16 protein-coding genes are annotated in these 16,123 nt (G+C 63.0%); 8 read left to right on the top strand and 8 right to left on the bottom strand.

What is annotated here, in order from left to right; translation table 11 throughout:
* Window positions 1-100: 100 nt before the first annotated feature.
* Window positions 101-1,348: a TIGR03862 family flavoprotein gene (locus tag ACIOVD_RS08980; protein ID WP_401127208.1), complete on the top strand. Its 1,248-nt coding sequence runs from the start codon at window positions 101-103 to the stop codon at window positions 1,346-1,348.
* 111 nt (window positions 1,349-1,459) lie between these two features.
* On the opposite strand, the gene ACIOVD_RS08975 is transcribed toward ACIOVD_RS08980, so the two are convergent.
* Together ACIOVD_RS08975 and yedA are read right to left on the bottom strand one after the other, a co-directional pair.
* The gene (locus ACIOVD_RS08975; RefSeq protein ID WP_095166392.1) at window positions 1,460-2,788 is read right to left on the bottom strand and encodes a DEAD/DEAH box helicase; all 1,329 of its coding nucleotides are present in this window, start codon (window positions 2,786-2,788) and stop codon (window positions 1,460-1,462) included.
* Between the two features lie 58 nt (window positions 2,789-2,846).
* Window positions 2,847-3,737: a drug/metabolite exporter YedA gene (gene yedA, locus ACIOVD_RS08970; RefSeq protein WP_159998092.1), complete on the bottom strand. Its 891-nt coding sequence runs from the start codon at window positions 3,735-3,737 to the stop codon at window positions 2,847-2,849.
* 160 nt (window positions 3,738-3,897) lie between these two features.
* On the opposite strand from yedA, the gene ACIOVD_RS08965 reads away from it, so the two are divergent.
* Entirely contained in the window at window positions 3,898-4,359 is a 462-nt protein-coding gene (locus ACIOVD_RS08965; RefSeq protein WP_159998094.1) for an Lrp/AsnC family transcriptional regulator, read from the top strand.
* A 23-nt stretch (window positions 4,360-4,382) separates the two neighbouring features.
* Here the strand turns inward: ACIOVD_RS08965 and ACIOVD_RS08960 are convergent, their stop codons facing one another.
* The 3 genes from ACIOVD_RS08960 to ACIOVD_RS08950 all read right to left on the bottom strand — a co-directional run bounded on the left by ACIOVD_RS08960 (window position 4,383) and on the right by ACIOVD_RS08950 (window position 6,399).
* Complete coding sequence (locus ACIOVD_RS08960; protein ID WP_401127205.1) at window positions 4,383-4,994, bottom strand: PolC-type DNA polymerase III; 612 nt, start codon at window positions 4,992-4,994, stop codon at window positions 4,383-4,385.
* Between the two features lie 22 nt (window positions 4,995-5,016).
* The gene (locus ACIOVD_RS08955) at window positions 5,017-5,496 is read right to left on the bottom strand and encodes an NYN domain-containing protein (protein ID WP_159998098.1); all 480 of its coding nucleotides are present in this window, start codon (window positions 5,494-5,496) and stop codon (window positions 5,017-5,019) included.
* Between the two features lie 138 nt (window positions 5,497-5,634).
* A complete protein-coding gene (locus tag ACIOVD_RS08950) occupies window positions 5,635-6,399 on the bottom strand; it encodes a DUF2076 domain-containing protein (protein WP_401127203.1) in 765 nt (254 codons plus the stop codon).
* 178 nt (window positions 6,400-6,577) lie between these two features.
* On the opposite strand from ACIOVD_RS08950, the gene ACIOVD_RS08945 reads away from it, so the two are divergent.
* Window positions 6,578-7,252, top strand: a complete 675-nt coding sequence (locus tag ACIOVD_RS08945) for a YciC family protein (RefSeq protein ID WP_159998102.1) — start codon at window positions 6,578-6,580, stop codon at window positions 7,250-7,252.
* Window positions 7,253-7,327: 75 nt separating this feature from the next.
* On the top strand, window positions 7,328-8,407 hold the full coding sequence (locus tag ACIOVD_RS08940; protein ID WP_159998104.1) for an endonuclease/exonuclease/phosphatase family protein: 1,080 nt from the start codon (window positions 7,328-7,330) through the stop codon (window positions 8,405-8,407).
* Window positions 8,408-8,554: 147 nt separating this feature from the next.
* Here the strand turns inward: ACIOVD_RS08940 and hrpB are convergent, their stop codons facing one another.
* Window positions 8,555-11,089 carry an ATP-dependent helicase HrpB gene (gene hrpB, locus ACIOVD_RS08935; RefSeq protein WP_401127200.1) on the bottom strand — a complete coding sequence of 845 codons (2,535 nt, stop codon included), beginning with the start codon at window positions 11,087-11,089 and terminating at the stop codon, window positions 8,555-8,557.
* Window positions 11,090-11,198: 109 nt separating this feature from the next.
* Between hrpB and ACIOVD_RS08930 the strand changes: the two genes are divergently transcribed.
* From ACIOVD_RS08930 to ACIOVD_RS08915, 4 genes are all read left to right on the top strand, one after another.
* The gene (locus tag ACIOVD_RS08930) at window positions 11,199-11,618 is read left to right on the top strand and encodes a polyribonucleotide nucleotidyltransferase (RefSeq protein WP_401127198.1); all 420 of its coding nucleotides are present in this window, start codon (window positions 11,199-11,201) and stop codon (window positions 11,616-11,618) included.
* Window positions 11,619-11,646: 28 nt separating this feature from the next.
* Complete coding sequence (locus ACIOVD_RS08925; RefSeq protein ID WP_095166366.1) at window positions 11,647-12,540, top strand: cation diffusion facilitator family transporter; 894 nt, start codon at window positions 11,647-11,649, stop codon at window positions 12,538-12,540.
* A gap of 391 nt (window positions 12,541-12,931) precedes the next feature.
* Window positions 12,932-13,411 (top strand): Lrp/AsnC family transcriptional regulator, encoded by a 480-nt coding sequence (locus ACIOVD_RS08920; protein ID WP_095166364.1) that lies wholly within the window; start codon window positions 12,932-12,934, stop codon window positions 13,409-13,411.
* Window positions 13,412-13,546: 135 nt separating this feature from the next.
* Complete coding sequence (locus tag ACIOVD_RS08915; protein WP_095166363.1) at window positions 13,547-13,756, top strand: DUF2788 domain-containing protein; 210 nt, start codon at window positions 13,547-13,549, stop codon at window positions 13,754-13,756.
* Here the strand turns inward: ACIOVD_RS08915 and ACIOVD_RS08910 are convergent.
* Window positions 13,751-14,317, bottom strand: a complete 567-nt coding sequence (locus ACIOVD_RS08910; protein ID WP_401127195.1) for a pseudouridine synthase — start codon at window positions 14,315-14,317, stop codon at window positions 13,751-13,753. The two genes, ACIOVD_RS08915 and ACIOVD_RS08910, sit on opposite strands and share 6 nt — an antisense overlap.
* Before the next feature lie 131 nt (window positions 14,318-14,448).
* Window positions 14,449-15,948: an AMP nucleosidase gene (gene amn / locus ACIOVD_RS08905; protein WP_162530213.1), complete on the bottom strand. Its 1,500-nt coding sequence runs from the start codon at window positions 15,946-15,948 to the stop codon at window positions 14,449-14,451.
* Between the last annotated feature and the right edge of the window lie 175 nt (window positions 15,949-16,123).

The raw sequence follows: 16,123 nt of genomic DNA, 5'->3' as shown, positions 1-16,123 counted from the left end.
GCGTCCTCGAACGCAGCCTCGCGGGGCTCGACAGCTGCTACGGGGGGCTTGTGGTGCTGCTAGAATACGCGGCCTTTCGAGCCGAATCGCAGTGCATGCCATGAGCCAACCCGTCGCCCACCCTCCCCAGCACGTCGCCATCATCGGTGGCGGCCCTGCCGGCTTGATGGCCGCCGAGGTGCTGAGCCAGGCCGGGGCCAGGGTCGACCTCTACGACGCCATGCCGTCGGTGGGCCGCAAGTTCCTGCTGGCCGGTGTCGGCGGCATGAACATCACCCACTCCGAAGCCTACCCGGCGTTCCTTGCACGCTACGCCGCACGCGCCCCGCACATCGCCCCGCTGTTGCGCGGCTTCGATGCCCCCGCGCTGTGTGATTGGATTCACGGCCTGGGGATAGAAACGTTCGTCGGCAGTTCCGGCCGGGTCTTTCCCACCGACATGAAAGCCGCCCCGCTGCTGCGTGCCTGGCTCAAGCGCCTGCGCGATGGCGGAGTAGTTATCCACACCCGCCATCGCTGGCTAGGCTGGAATCCGGACGGCAGCCTGCGCATTGCCAATCCGGACGGCGAACAGAAGATCAACCCCGACGCCCTGTTACTGGCACTCGGTGGCGGCAGTTGGGCGCGACTGGGCTCCGATGGCGCCTGGATGTTGCCCCTGGAACAACGCGGAGTCGCCCTGGCGCCTTTGAGACCGAGCAACTGCGGGTTCGAGGTGACCGCCTGGAGTGAGTTGATGCTCAGCAAATTTGCCGGCGCGCCGCTGAAAAACATCGCCATCGGCTTGAATGACGATGTCCCGCGCCTGGGGGAATGCGTGATCACCGCTACCGGGGTTGAGGGCAGCCTGATCTATGCCTTGTCCGCGCCGATCCGCGATGCCATTGAGCAGCAGGGTTCCGCCACTGTGCACCTGGATCTACTGCCCGGGCGCCCTGTGGATAAAATCCACGCAGCGCTGAGCAAGCCGCGCGGCTCCCGTTCCATGGCCAAACATCTACACAGTCAGTTGGGCCTGGATGGCGTCAAGGCCGCGCTGCTGCGCGAGCTGACACCGAGCGAGTCATTCGCCGATCCGTTGGCGCTGGCCCACGCCATCAAGGCGCTGCCACTGACACTGGTCAAGACCAGGCCGCTGGACGAAGCCATCAGCAGCGCCGGCGGCGTGACGTTCGAAGCGATGGATGAACAATTGATGCTCAAGGCATTGCCCGGCGTGTTCTGCGCAGGCGAAATGCTCGATTGGGAAGCGCCGACCGGCGGCTATCTGCTGACCGCCTGTTTCGCCAGTGGGCGTGCGGCCGGGTTGGGGATGGTGCAGTGGCTGAGGAGCAGCTACAAGCCGTGAGCTTCGAGCTTCGAGCTTCGAGCTTCGAGCCTCGAGCTTCGAGCTTGAAGCTTGAAGCTCGAGGCTCGTAGCTCGTAGCTCGTAGCTCGTAGCTTGCCGCTTAGTGTCGCCTCACTTCTTCTTGCGCGGCCCGGTGTTGAATACCGGCACTTTGCGCACCGGCTTGACCGGCACATCGGCCACGGTCTCACCGCTATCCACCCATTTACCCAGGTTACGTTTGCCACCACCGGAAGCCTTGGGCTTCTTCGGCTTTTTCGGCTTCTTGATCACCTGGCCGCTGGCGTCGGTGTCCGGCACCCGGTGCTCCGGTTCGAAGTCCTGCTCCATATGGCGAGTCAGGGCCTGACGGGTCAGCGTCTCGATCGCCGACAACAGGTTCACTTCATCAGCACACACCAGCGAAATCGCCTCGCCGGTGGCCCCGGCACGACCGGTACGGCCGATCCTGTGGATGTAGTCCTCGGCCACGATCGGCAAATCAAAGTTCACCACCAGCGGCAGGTCTTCGATGTCCAGGCCACGGGCCGCGACGTCAGTAGCCACCAGGATCTGGATTTCACTGGCCTTGAAACGATCCAGCGCCCGTTGGCGGGTCGCCTGGGGTTTGTCGCCATGAATACCGTCGGCATTGACGCCCAGGCCCTGGAGTTTTTCCACGAGCGCGTCCACGCCGTTACGGGTCTTGGCGAACACCAGCACCTGCTTCCACTTTTGCTTGCGCAGCAAATGCACGAACAGCTCTGGCTTGCGCTTCTTGTCGACGGTGTAGAGCCATTGCTTGACCGTGTTGGCAGCAACGTTGCGCGGGCTGACTTCGATGCTCAGCGGATCATTGAGCATTTGCCCGGCCAGCAGGCGGATCTGATCCGAGAAGGTCGCGGAGAACAGCAAGGTCTGGCGCTTTTTCGGCAGCACCCGGTAGATATTCGACAGTTCTTCGGAGAAGCCCAGGTCGAGCATGCGGTCCGCTTCGTCGAGCACCAGGGTCTGCAGCTGATTGAATTTCAGCGCGTTCTGGCGGAACAGGTCGAGCAGGCGACCGGGAGTCGCCACCAGCAGGTCGACGCCTTTGCGCAGCTTCATCATCTGCGGATTGATGCTGACACCGCCGTACACCGCGTAGGTGCTCAACGGCAGATGCTCGGCGTACTGGCGCACGCTTTCATGCACCTGTTCGGCCAGCTCGCGAGTTGGCACCAGGATCAGCGCACGCACCGAGTTACTGGTGACTTTCGGCCCCTCCATGGCCAGCAACTGCAACAGCGGCACGGCAAAGCCGGCGGTCTTGCCGGTGCCGGTCTGGGCCGCGGCCATCAGGTCGCGACCGGCCAGCACCGCCGGAATGGCTTGCGCCTGAACCGGCGTCGGGGTCTGGTAACCGAGCGTCTCAAGGGCGCGCAGCAAGGGTTCGATCAGGCCAAGAGTGGCGAAAGTCATTGGGATACCGTAGGAAAAAATCAGCGCACGTGGGCAATGCGCGGCAGTTTACCTTAAATCACTGCGGTTTCTGCTTACGCCACTGCGGCAAGCCGATCAACACCACGGCACTGATGATCACCGTCATCGCCAGGGCTTCTTCCATGCCAATGGTTTCACCGGCAAAAACAATCCCCAGCAACACCGCCACGGCCGGGTTGACGTAGGCATAACTGGTGGCCGCTGCCGGGCGCACGTGCTTGAGCAGGTACATGTAGGCGTTGAACGCGACGATCGAACCGAGCAGCACCAGGTACATCAGCGCTGCCCAGCCTTCGATCGGCGGCAGGCTATGCAGGCGTTCGCCGGACAGTGCGCTGGCGATCATCAGCACCACGCCACCCACCAGCATCTCGGCGGCACTGGCCATCGCTCCTTGGGGCAACGGCAAATGCTTGCTCCACACCGAACCAAAGGCCCAGGCCGCGGCGGCAAAGATCAGCAACGCCGCACCCAAGGGGCTGGACTGCAGGTTGGAGCCGAGGTTGAGCATGGCGATCCCGATCAGACCCAGCACAATCCCCGCCCACTCCAGGCGGGTATTACGCGCGCCCCAGAAATAGCCGCAGAGCAAGGTGAACAGCGGCACCGTGGCCACCGCCAATGCCGCCACGCCCGAGGCCACGCCCGCATGCTCGGCAACCGTCACCGCGCCATTACCACAACTGAGCAACAGCACCCCGATCGCTGCGGCCGCCTTCCATTGTTGCCACGTGGGTGCCGGCACCCCGCGCCAGCGCAGAAACGCATACAGCAGGGTCCCGGCAATGATGAAGCGTACGCCCCCCAGCATCAGCGGTGGCCAGTACTCGACGCCGATGCGGATCACCAGGTAGGTCGACCCCCAGATCACATACAGCGCAAAAAAGGCTCCAATCAGCGGTAACGGGAAACGGCGAAGACCAGGCATGGGACGCTCTGAGGCAGGACAAGTGGAGCGTTATTCTAGAAAGCCGACGGACGGAACTTAAGTTACAAAACCTGTTTATAAGGCCCGTACACTTTTCAAAACACGGAGATAACAGCTATAAGCCGTACTTTCGAAAGTCAGCGGTTCAGGGAGCCTGTTTATGGATAAATACGACCGAATGCTGCTCAGTGCCCTCATGGAAAATGGGCGAGCGTCCTACGCCGAATTGGCGCGCAAGGTGAACCTGTCGGCGCCCGCCGTCGCCGAGCGGGTCGCCAAGCTGGAGTCCAGCGGCGTGATCACCGGCTACCAGGCCACCGTCGACCTGGCCAAGGTCGGCCTGCCGATCCAGTGCCTGATCGAGTTGCGCCTGACCCAGCACGGCAACCAGAAAGCCTATGACGAAATGATCAAGATCCCCCAGCTCACCGAGTGCCATCGCGTCACCGGCGACTCCTGCGTGATCATGCGTGGCGCGGTGGCCTCGATGATCGAGTTGGAAGACTTGATCAATCGTGTCGCCCGGTTCGGCTCCAGCAAGACCTCGATCGTGCTCTCCAGCGCCTTCGAAAAACGCGTCCCCCTGGGGCAACTGGAAGGCAACGCGAAAAACGGCGCATGAGGTCTAGGGGGTGGCCCGGAAGGTCAGAACCCGCGATGGCGCTTGAGATGCTCGTTGATCTTCGCCGCCGGAACCTTCTGCAAGCTGCGCAGCAGGTCATGGGACAGCTCGCGCAAGCCGTGCGTGTGCCGCAACTCCTGCGCCAGGTGCGCGGTAAGGTTGGCCGCCATCTCGGCGTCGGCCATGGCCCGGTGAGCCTGGCCGGTGTTGGGCAACCCGGCGAAACGGGTGAGGGTACCCAACTTGTGGTTGGGCGCCGCCGGCATCAGGCGGCGGGCCAGCAACAGCGAGCAGGCAAAGTGCTGCAAGCGCGTGCGCTTGATCTGCCCCAGCTCGAAGTCCCAGAACTTCTGGTCGAATGCTGCGTTGTGCGCCAGCAGTGGCGTGGTCCCGACAAACTCGTTGACCTCGTTCATCACCTGCTGCGCACTGGGTGCGGTGCGCAGCATGGCGTTGCTGATGCCGGTCAGTTGTTCGATAAATGCCGGCACGCGCACGCCGGCATTCATCAGGCTCTGGTAACGCTCGACGATGCGCCCCTGTTCTAGAATCACCACGGCGATTTCCGTGGCCCGGCAACTGCTGCTGGGGGAGATTCCGGTGGTTTCAAAGTCGATGACGGCTATGCGTTCCAAACCTGTTCCTTGCGTTCAATAATCAGTTTTTGAGCAACAACGCGCCTTCGATCGGCACGTAGCGTGTGGCCGCGCGAATCAGCGAATTGGCGGTGAGACCCGGCACGCCATAGGCAACGGCGGCCACCCCGTGCTTGTTGATGATGCGTTCGAGCAGCATGTCGAAATCGCCGTCACCGGAGGCCAGCACCACTTCGTCGACGTGGTCGGCGGCGTCCATGATATCCAGGGTAATGCCCACGTCCCAGTCGCCCTTGGCCGAGCCGTCGCTACGCTGGATGTAGGGCTTGAGCTTCACGATGAAACCGAGGTTACGCAGGATCTGCTGGAACTGCTGCTGCTTGCTGTCACCGCGATCGATGGCGTAGGCATAGGCTTCGACGATCTGCCCGTGCTGGCTGATGTCAGCCCACAAGGCGGCATAGTTGAAATGACAGCCGTAGGCCTGGCGCACGGTGTAATAGAGGTTCTGGACATCGGCGAACACTGCGATCTTCTTCACCGCACATCCTCTTGGCGCGCACAGGCGCAGGCGATTGTTCGGACCCCGGGCCCGAAAAGTCGCCCAGTATGCCAGTCGCAAGGAAGGTTGGGCGAATCATCAGTCCGGGACGGCGCAACGCCCCGGACGAATGGCGGATCAGACGAAGCTATCGTCGTCGCCGAACAACGACGAGCCGTCATCGCTGTAGCCGGCGTCGGCAAACCCGCCCTGGTCGTTGCCGTAGCTGTCGTTACCGGCCATGCGCGGTTCGTCACTCCAGCCGGTGCCGGTGTCATTGACTGGCGCGGGCTCTTGCTTGATCACCTCGACGACTTCCTGGGGCGCCTGGTTACTGTGGAACAGGCTGCTGATGCCCTGCGCCAGCATCACCCCGCCCGCTACCCCGGCAGCGGTCTTCAGGGCGCCACCGAGGAAGCTGCCGCCAGCCGCCGGCGCCTGTTGCGCCGCAGCGCCTGGGTTCTGCGCCGCAGCCGTGAAATTTTGCGCGCCGGACTGGGCATTGGACGCCGAGCGTCCGGGCTCACGCCAACCATTGCCGCTGGATGTCGGCGCTACGCGGGATGCACCAGGCTGTGGCTCACGCGGCCCACCAAACAGGCTGGACAGGAACCCGCCACTGCCGCTCGGCGCCGCTGCCGGGGTCTGCGCCTGGGCCTGCAACACCTGGTTGCGCAATTGCTCAACCTGTTGCGCGAGCGCTTGGTTTTGCTCGTCGAGGCGCTTGAGCGCCGCCTCTTGCACCAGGATCGCCTGGGTCATGAAATAACCGGCATCGGGCTGGCGGCCCAGGTGCTGGTTGATTCGCGCTTGCGCCAGGGCGTCGCGCGGTTCGGCCTGGGTTTGCGCCTGTTGCAGCCGTGCAAACAGGTCATCGATCAGGGTTTGCTCTTCGCTGTTCATGGCGACCTCATAGATTGCCGGAAAAATCTTTGCCCTCATCCCGTGTGGATTAGGTGCCCGGCAGTAATGGGGCCGACGCCAGCTGTTTCAATGCGCTTTACCTAACGTTTACCTTTGTTCAGGTAAGGCTCCCATCGGTTACAGTGTCGCCATACTTTGCAACCTGCGAAAGCGACCGATGAATCCGTTAGACGTACTCCGCGACTCCTTGTATTTCTTCAAGCGCAACCTGGGCGGCATCGTCTCGTTGTGCCTGCCGCTGGTGGTGATCGAGGCCCTGCTGCAACAATTGGTCGACCACACCCAGGGACCCGAGGCGTTTCCCGGCTACAGCGTGATTGTCGGGCTGCTGGTCTACCCGTTGTACACCGCCGCGCTGATTCTGTTTCTCGATGCCCGCAGCCGTGGCGAATCTCCACGCACCCGCGACCTGTGGGCAGCCTCGGCCAGCCTATGGCCACGCTTCGCCTTGCTGACGGCCGTCAACACCCTGATGATTCTGGTGGGGCTGTCGCTGTACTTCCTGCCGGGCATCTGGCTGATGGTGATGCTGGCGTTCGCCGAATACCTGCTGGTACTGCGCAACCTGGCGCCGTTGGCCGCGATCCGCGAAAGCATGCGCCTGGCCCGAGGCAATTTCCTGCGCATCCTGGTGTGCATTCTCTGTGTGATGGGGCCACTGTGGCTGCTCAAGGGGGTGAGCGTCTCGCTCTATCCGTCGCCACAGAACCCGGTGCTGTCGGTCCTTATCGAAAGTGGCCATAGCTTCCTGCAACTGTTCACCAGCGTGGTGCTGTTTCGCCTGTTCATGCTGATCAGCGAAGCGCCTGACAAAACCCAAGGCAATGCCTGACCGCAGCACCCTTGGGCTCGGGCCCTGCTCTCGGTTATGCTCGGGACCAACTTTGTAACGCCATAAGCCGAGCCCATGACCCGCCTACTGCGCTACACCCTCTTAGGCCTGCTGATTCTGGCAGGCCTGTTGCTGGCCTCGACCTACAGCCTGACCTGGCGCCCCGAGGCCAAGGAACCCCTGACGGTGCAGTGCAGCGCCCCGGCGCCCTCGCTGGTGCCTGGCCAGGCGCTGAAGGTCATGACCTGGAACGTGCAGTACCTGGCAGGCAAGCGTTATGTGTTCTGGAACGACCTGGCCCAGGGCAGCGACGAATCCCCGACCCCGGAAGACATGGCCTTCAGCCTCGATGAAGTGGCGCGGGTAATCCGCGATGAGCAGCCGGATGTAGTGCTGTTGCAGGAGCTGGATGACGGGGCCAAGGCCAGCGACTATCAGGACCAGCTCAAACTGCTCCGCGAACGCCTGGCGGACCTTTATCCCTGCAGTACCTGGGCGTTCGACTGGAAGGCTGACTTCGTGCCGGACCTGCATATTTTCGGCAGTGTCGGCCGGCAATTGGCGACCTTGAGCCGCTACCAGATCGAACACGCCGAACGCCAGCAACTGCCCGAGCCGCCGCAGAACTTCATCAGTCGCCAGTTCCAACCGAAAAACGCCTTGCTGGTGAGCTACCTGCCCCTCAGAGACGGCGGCCAACTGGCGCTGCTCAATACTCACCTGGACTGGGTGCGCCAGCCGGATGACAGCCTGCAGAACAAGGTCGCGGCTGTCGCCAAGGTGTTGGACAAATTCGAAGCGCGCGGCACCCCGTGGCTGATCGGTGGTGATTTCAACCTGCTGCCCCTGGGCCAGTTCCAGCGCCTGCCCCCCGAACAGCGCACGCCCTACACCGCCGACAGTGCCCTGCACACGCTGTGGGACAAGTACCCGATGATCCCGACCAATAACGAAGCCAGCGGCATCGACCGCGCCCGCTGGCTGACCCACTATCCCAACGACCCTGGCCTCAACGGCCCGGACCGGACGGTCGACTACCTGTTCTACAGCCCCAGGCTCAAGCGGGTACAAGCCGAGGTCCGGCAGGACGATACGCTGCGCATTTCCGATCACTTGCCGGTGATTGCGCGGTTTCTGCTACCGGCAACACCGTAAGCACGGTTTTTTTTGTAGGAGCGAGCTTGCTCGCGATGGCGGTCTGTCAGGCACTCTCGATGTTGAATGGACCGGCCTCATCGCGAGCAGGCTCGCTCCTACAGTGAGTTGGGGTGCTCGCAGATGTTGCATACGGCCACCCAACCATCAGGACTTGCGCGGTTTGGCCCGCGCCGTGGCTTCTGCCACCAGAGGGTCATCGGGCCAGTAGTGCTTGGGGTATCGGCCCTTCAGGTCCTTCTTCACTTCGGCGTAGGTACTGCGCCAGAAATTTGCCAGGTCCTGGGTCACCTGCACCGGGCGGCGGGCCGGTGACAGCAGGTGCAGCTTGACCACCTGCCGGCCACCGGCAATGCGTGGGGTCTCGGCCAGGCCAAACAATTCCTGCAGGCGCACCGCGAGAATCGGTGGCTGTTCACTGTAGTCCAGGCGGATCGACGACCCCGAAGGCACGCTCAGGTGATGGGGCGCCAGCTCATCCAGGCGTTGCGGCAACGGCCAGGGCAGCAAGTTATGCACAATGCTCGACAGGTCCAGGTTGGCAAAGTGGCTGAGCCGCGAAACCCGCCCCAGATAAGGCATCAGCCAGTGTTCCAGGCTCTTGAGCAGCGCGCCGTCGCTGACATCCGGCCAACTGCTGTCGCCCTGCTGATCGAGGTCGAGCTGGCGCAAGAGCGCCACACGGGCCTGCCATTGCCGCAGCTCCGGGGTCCAGGGCAACAGCTCCAAGCCCTTGCGCCGCACCAGGTTGACCAGCGCCTGACTGCGCGCCGCTTCATCCAGGCCGGTCAACGGCTCACGACTCAATACCAGCTCGCCGACCTTGCGCTGGCGCTCAGCGCGCAGCACGCCTTCACGCTCATCCCAATCCAGTTGATCGACGCAGCGCACTTGCTCGGCCAATACCGAGTCGAACAGCGCCGGGTCAAAATCCGCCGCCAGGTAGATCCGTTCTTCCCGTTGCCCCTGGCGACTGCCCAAATCGGCGATGACCAGCCAGCCCTGCTTCATCAGGCTGTCCGCCTCGGCAAACAACGCCGCGCGTCCGTTGGCCAAGCGATATTCCGCGCCGCCCGCACGGCGCTGCTGGGCCACGCGGTCCGGGTAGGCCAGGGCCAGCAACGCGCCAAGCCAGCGCGGATGTTGCGGGTCCGCCACCGGTTGCTCGGGTTTGCCACGCAGATAGCCGCGATACTGCCGCGCCAGTTGCCGAGCCCGCTGCACACCACCCTGGGCGCCCCGGGCAGCCCGTTCCTCACCGGACAGCAGCACCAGGCGACTGTGCAGGTCGGCACCGGCGCCGCGCAAAATATCCCGCTCGCCGAGCAACGCCGCGACATCGCAGGCCATGTTCGCCAGGCCCAGCGCCTGGCCGCGCAGCAACAAATGGGCAATCCGCGGGTGGGCCGGCAGTTCGGCCATAGCCTCGCCATGCCGGGTCAGTTGCCAATCTTGCGGCGAGGAGCCTTGCAGGGCCCCCAAGCGTTCGAGCAGGTCCTGGGCCTGGGCATACGCCGCCGCCGGCGGCACATCGAGCCACACCAGTTGCCCCGGAGTCACACCCCAACGCCCCAACTGCAACGCCAGGCCGGCGAGGTCCGCCGAGAGTATTTCGGCACTGGCATAGGCTGCCAATTGTTCATGCTGGTCCTGGGACCACAGCCGATAACACACCCCCGGCTCCAGGCGTCCGGCACGACCGGCACGTTGGGTGGCGCTGGCGCGGGAGATCCGCTGGGTATCGAGGCGTGTCATGCCGCTGCCAGGGTCGAAACGCGGCACCCGCGCCAGTCCGGCATCGATTACTACCCGCACGCCGTCAATGGTCAGGCTGGTCTCGGCGATGTTGGTCGCCAGCACCACTTTGCGTTGCCCCGCCGGCGCCGGATCGATCGCCGCCCGCTGCGCTGCCAGGTCGAGTTCGCCGTGCAAAGGGCACAACAACACCGTGGAGCGCTCACCCAGGGCATCGGCCAATTGCTGGTGCACCCGACGGATTTCCGCTTGTCCGGGCAGGAATACCAACAGGCTGCCGGCCTCATCATTCAAGGCTTCGAGCACGGTCTGCACCAACCGTGGCTCGATGAACTCGCCCGGCTGAAACGGCCGGCCCCAGCGCATCGCCACCGGGTACATGCGGCCTTCGCTGCGCAGGATCGGCGCATCATTCAGCAAGCTGGCCAGGCGCTCGCCTTCGAGAGTGGCCGACATCAGCAGAATCTTCAGTGGCTGCTCGTCGCGAAACAGCTCCCGGCCATTGAGGCTCAGGGCCAGGGCCAGGTCGGCATCCAGGCTGCGCTCGTGGTACTCATCGAAAATCAGCAGGCCAACCCCCTCCAGCGCCGGATCTTCCTGCAAGCGGCGGGTGAGGATGCCTTCGGTGACCACTTCGATACGGGTGGTGGGACCGACCTTGCTGTCCAGGCGGATCCGGTAGCCGACGGTTTCCCCGACTTTCTCCCCCAGCTCACTGGCCAGGCGCTCGGCCGCTGCGCGCGCCGCCAGCCGGCGCGGTTCCAGCATCAGGATGGTTTGCCCGGCCAGCCATGGCTCGTTGAGCAGCGCCAAAGGCACGCGGGTGGTCTTACCGGCGCCGGGCGGTGCTTCGAGCACGGCTTCATGGCGTGTCGCCAGGGCTTCACGCAGCGCGGGTAAAACTTCATCTATCGGCAAAGAAATCATGCTGGCTCCAAAACAGAGCGGCGAGTATAACGGCGAACTGCTTTGCGTTCGTCACGGTCCTAATTCATAGCGACGACGTTTCGTTTCAAGTTTGCCGAGGAGAATTCTTATGCGTGTTCCGTTTCGTCTGATTGGTGGTGTGCTGGTAGCGACCCTGCTGACCCAACTGACCGCGTGCGGGTCGATTTTCTACCCCGATCGCCGTGGCCAGATCGACGGCAAGATCGACCCGGCAATTGCCGTGCTCGATGCCGTGGGCCTGCTGTTTTATGTGATCCCCGGGCTGATCGCCTTTGCCGTGGACTTCACTACCGGGGCGATTTATTTCGAGCCAGGCAAGACCGCCCAAGTGGCCCCGGAAAAACTCCAGCAAGCGATCGGCGCCGACGGCCAGGTCGACAACGTCAAGCTGCAGACCATCCTGCAAACCGAGTTGGGCCGCAGCTTCCCGCTGGACGATCCACGCCTGATCCAGCACAAGGGCAGTGCCCAGCAACTGGCAGCGCTAGGGTTGCAACCCGCCGCTTGATGACGCGCACCGAAGGAACGATGCACCTATGACCAGCAGCCCGGAACACGCTCGCCTGTTACGCCTGGCCACCCGCGCCTCGGTGGCGGTGGCCAGCATCCTGATTATCGCCAAGGCCATTGCCTGGTGGTTAAGCGGGTCGGTGAGCATGCTCGCCGGCTTGACGGACTCGGCACTCGACGGCGTGACCTCGCTGCTCAATCTGCTGGCGGTGCACTACGCCCTGCGCCCGGCGGACGACGATCACCGCTATGGGCATGGCAAGGCCGAGTCCCTGGCGGGTATGGCCCAGGCGCTGTTCATCGGCGGCAGTGCATTACTGATCGCCTTCCAGGCTTTCGACCGGCTCAAGCATCCAGAGCCGGTCGGTGCGCCCTGGATCAGTATCGGGGTGATTGTGTTTTCCCTCGGCCTGACGGCGGCATTGCTGCTGTTGCAACACCGGGTTATCCGCGAAACCGGGTCCAATGCGGTACGCGCCGATTCACTGCACTACCGCTCCGACCTGCTGCTCAATGGCAGCATCCTGCTTGCCCTGGTGCTGGCTGGGTTTGGCTGGCATCAACTGGATGCCTGGTTCGGCCTGGCGATTGCCGCTTACATCCTGTGGAGTGCGATACAGATCGCCCGGGAAAGCTTTACCGTGCTGATGGACGAGGAACTGCCGCCCGAGATCAGCCAGCACATGCTCGAACTGGCCTGTGGCGTGCCCGGCGTCCTGGGCGCCCACGACTTGCGCACCCGGGTCTCGGGCAACCACTGGTTTGTGCAACTGCACCTGGAACTGCCAGGGGACCTGACCTTATCCGTCGCCCATGGCATCAGCGACCAGGCGGCCGATGCCATTCACGCCGCCTACCCACGAGCCGAAGTGCTGGTGCACGCTGACCCGATTGGCTCAGCCGCAAGCGGCAAGCTTTAAGCTCACAGCTACCACTGAACCTGATAGTCCCGCGAGCCCAGGCAATTGCCCGGGCCTGGCCTTATATCGCGCACATAAAAAAGGGAGGCCCGTCGGCCTCCCCTTGAGAACTTAGTCCGTGCTCGACGCTTTTGACGCCGGCTCACCTCACTCCGTCTTCTGGACAGTGTGTAGCCCGGGGGCCAACTCGCCTCCTGTGGGAGGGGTGGCCGCGGCTGGCCTGATTCGGCGGGCCGCTGTGGACTGTTTGTCCGGGCAGTGATTCTGGTAATAAGAATAGGCCTGAGGCCACGGCAGAGGATTGCGAATATTGCTCAAATAAACATGACTTGCGCAATTTTTCACCCCTGATAGATAATCCACCGCAATTGTTAAGACAAAGGCCTGTTTCATGAGCAAACTCGACCGATACGACTTGAGCATTTTGGCGGAATTGCAGCGCGACGCACGCATCTCCAATCAGGAGCTGGCCGAGCGCATCGGCCTTTCGCCCTCGCCTTGTTCGCGGCGGGTCAAACAGTTGGAGGACGATGGCTACATCAGCCGCCAGGTCGCCTTGCTCGACCGCAAGCTGCTCGGCTTGAGCCTGACGGCCTACGTATTGATCGGCATGGACCGCCACACTCCCGAGCGCTTCGAAAATTTCGAGGCCGCCATTCGTACCCTGCCCCAGGTACTGGAGTGCAGCCTGGTGACCGGGATGGACGCCGACTACCAGCTCAAGGTGGTGGTGCCGGACATGGACCATTACCAGAAACTGCTGCTCGGCCACCTGACGCGGATTGAAGGGGTGACCAGTGTGCGCTCCAGCTTCGTGCTCAACCAGGTATTGAACAGTACCGAGTTGCCGTTGACCCATTTGCGCGGCTAAGTACGCCATCGCGGGCAAGCCTTGCACCTACGGGGCGCAAGGCTGCGGCACACCGACGCAGGTCAATGCCCCGCCGCGCGCCCTTGGCGTATACTCCCCCGGCCTTTTTTGCCCTGCGCGCGCTGGAGATTTTCGATGGATCCTGCACTGTTGGAAGAGTGGATGATGACCGGCCTGGTCAGCATCCTGATCATTTTCATGGGTTTCATCGTCTGGGACCTGGCAAAGAAATCCAAGGCCGGACGTTTCGGCTCGTTCATCCTGTTCTTTGTGCTGGGCCTGGGTGTGGCGGCATTCATCATCAAGAGCGTGGTAATTGGCCTGATCGAATCCGGCACTTTATAAGCGCGCCGGCACTTCCTTCCACTGGCCCTGGTCGAGCCCCTCGAGCGTCCAGTCGCCGATTCGCACGCGCACCAGGCGCAAGGTCGGCAAGCCCACTGCCGCGGTCATGCGCCGCACCTGACGGTTGCGCCCCTCCCGAATCACCAACTCCAGCCAACTGGTCGGCACGCTTTTACGAAAGCGTACCGGCGGGTTGCGTGGCCACAACTCGGGCTCTTCCAGCTGACGCGCCTCAGCGGGCAAGGTCATGCCGTCATTGAGCTCGACACCGTCACGCAAGCGCTGCAACTGCTCGGCCGTCGGCTCGCCTTCGACCTGCACCCAATAGGTCTTGGCCAACTTGTGCTTGGGGTCGGCAATCCGCGCCTGCAACTGGCCATCGTTGGTCAGCAACAGCAGCCCTTCGCTGTCACGGTCCAGGCGGCCGGCCGGGTAGATCCCGGGAATCTCGAGGTAATCCTTGAGCGTCGCCCGCCCTTCGCCATCACTGAATTGCGTCAGCACATCGAAGGGTTTGATGAACAGAATCAGTTTCGGTTCAGCCGGCGGCGCTTTGGCCACGCGGCGCGGGCCTGCAGGGGCAGCACCTGGGCGACGGGAAGGAGGACGAGGACGGGACATGGCAAACACAACATCTAACGGTCAGGGCTGCCCATGCTAGTGCCCCGACCGTCAAATGACCACGATAACAATCAGCGGAACGGCGGCTCGTCGAAGCTGCGCAGTTTGCGCGAGTGCAATGAGTTGAGCTCGGTGCGCAGTAGATCCACCGCGGCGATGCCGATTTTCAAGTGCTGGCTGACCGCACGCTCATAAAAAGCGTTGGCCGAACCCGGCAGCTTGATTTCACTGTGCAGCGGCTTGTCCGAGACACACAGCAACGTGCCATATGGCACCCGCAGACGATAACCCTGGGCGGCGATGGTGCCGCTTTCCATGTCCACCGCCACGGCCCGTGACAGGTTGATCAACGGTCGTTCCTGGGCCCAACGCAATTCCCAGTTACGGTCGTCGTAGGTCAGCACGGTACCGGTGCGCAGGCGTTTTTTCAGGTCATCGCCCTTCTCGCCCGTGACGTTGGCAGCCGCCTGTTGCAGCGCCATTTGCACTTCGGCCAGCGCCGGGATCGGAATGTTCGGCGGCACCACCCGGTCGAGAATCCCATCGCGCCGCATGTAGGCGTGGGCCAGCACGTAGTCGCCGATCGTCTGCGATTGGCGCAGGCCACCGCAGTGCCCGATCATCAGCCAGCAGTGCGGACGCAGCACAGCCAGGTGGTCGGTGATGTTCTTCGCGTTGGACGGACCGACACCAATGTTGACCAGGGTCACGCCATGCCCGTCAGACGCCAGCAAGTGGTAGGCCGGCATCTGGTAACGGTGCCAGACCACACCTGCGGCAATGGCCGAGGCTTCGCCGTGATCCATGCTCTTTTCGATGATCACGTTGCCCGGCAGCACCATGCGCACAAAGCGCGGGTCGCTGCGCAATTGCTCCAGGCCATGGACGATGAACTGGTCGACATAACGATGGTAGTTGGTCAGCAGGATCCACGGCTGCACATGCCGCCAGTCGCTGCCGGTGTAGTGCACCAGGCGGCGCAGGGAGAAGTCGACCCGCGCGGCGTCGAACAGGGCCAGAGGCAGCGGATCGGTATTTTCCCAATCGTACAGGCCGTCGGCGATGCCATCGGTGGCCGCCGACAGGTCGGTGCTCGGGAACACCCGCGCCAGCACCGCGGCGGTCACGCCGGAGCCGGCCAGTTCATCGCCCTGCTCGACCACATAGGGGTACGGGATATTCTGCTGGCTGACACCCACTTCCACCGTCACGGTGAAGTCGTGCATCAAGGGCACCAGTTGCTCCAGCAAGTACTTACGAAACGCCGCCGGATGGGTGACGGTGACGCTGTAGGTCCCCGGCAACTGCACCTTGGCGTAAGCCCGGGTGGTCTGTGGGACTTCGCCCTGGCACAGGTAGGTCAGGCGCAATTCCGGGTAGCGGAACATCGCACGCTGTTCGGCATCGGGTTCGATGCGGTCTTTCAGATAACGCTTGAGCGCCTGGTTCAACGCCGTAGTGGCTCGCTCGTGCAGCGCGGCGAGCCGGTCCACGGCTTGTTCAGCGGTTTGAACGACAATAAAGGCTTCGGTCACGATCAGCTTCCTGTGTTCTGGCTTGCAGGCCTTCATCTTGCCTGCAACGTTGCTTCACGGGAACAGTGGCGTGTTGGTTACGCTTCAATTCCGGAACACTGGAAATCCTGTGGGAGCGGGCTTGCCCGCGATTGCGGTGTGTCAGGCAACATTGATGTTGAATGTTTGATCGCAATCGCGAGCAAGCTCGCTCCCACAGGGCTTTGTTGTG

The sequence above is a fragment of the Pseudomonas sp. NPDC087626 genome (genome assembly GCF_044743405.1).
GTDB lineage: Bacteria > Pseudomonadota > Gammaproteobacteria > Pseudomonadales > Pseudomonadaceae > Aquipseudomonas.
Note: the sequence above shows the minus strand (reverse complement) of the source record. Positions and strands in the feature narration are given on the sequence as shown.

Bases quoted from the DNA above. Each gene is read 5' to 3' on its own strand.
- ACIOVD_RS08980 (WP_401127208.1), top strand. From the start codon at position 101: ATGAGCCAACCCGTCGCCCACCCTCCCCAGCACGTCGCCATCATCGGT.
- ACIOVD_RS08975 (WP_095166392.1), bottom strand. From the start codon at position 2,788: ATGACTTTCGCCACTCTTGGCCTGATCGAACCCTTGCTGCGCGCCCTT.
- yedA (WP_159998092.1), bottom strand. From the start codon at position 3,737: ATGCCTGGTCTTCGCCGTTTCCCGTTACCGCTGATTGGAGCCTTTTTT.
- ACIOVD_RS08965 (WP_159998094.1), top strand. From the start codon at position 3,898: ATGGATAAATACGACCGAATGCTGCTCAGTGCCCTCATGGAAAATGGG.
- ACIOVD_RS08950 (WP_401127203.1), bottom strand. From the start codon at position 6,399: ATGAACAGCGAAGAGCAAACCCTGATCGATGACCTGTTTGCACGGCTG.
- ACIOVD_RS08945 (WP_159998102.1), top strand. From the start codon at position 6,578: ATGAATCCGTTAGACGTACTCCGCGACTCCTTGTATTTCTTCAAGCGC.
- ACIOVD_RS08940 (WP_159998104.1), top strand. From the start codon at position 7,328: ATGACCCGCCTACTGCGCTACACCCTCTTAGGCCTGCTGATTCTGGCA.
- hrpB (WP_401127200.1), bottom strand. From the start codon at position 11,089: ATGATTTCTTTGCCGATAGATGAAGTTTTACCCGCGCTGCGTGAAGCC.
- ACIOVD_RS08930 (WP_401127198.1), top strand. From the start codon at position 11,199: ATGCGTGTTCCGTTTCGTCTGATTGGTGGTGTGCTGGTAGCGACCCTG.
- ACIOVD_RS08925 (WP_095166366.1), top strand. From the start codon at position 11,647: ATGACCAGCAGCCCGGAACACGCTCGCCTGTTACGCCTGGCCACCCGC.
- ACIOVD_RS08920 (WP_095166364.1), top strand. From the start codon at position 12,932: ATGAGCAAACTCGACCGATACGACTTGAGCATTTTGGCGGAATTGCAG.
- ACIOVD_RS08915 (WP_095166363.1), top strand. From the start codon at position 13,547: ATGGATCCTGCACTGTTGGAAGAGTGGATGATGACCGGCCTGGTCAGC.
- amn (WP_162530213.1), bottom strand. From the start codon at position 15,948: ATGAAGGCCTGCAAGCCAGAACACAGGAAGCTGATCGTGACCGAAGCC.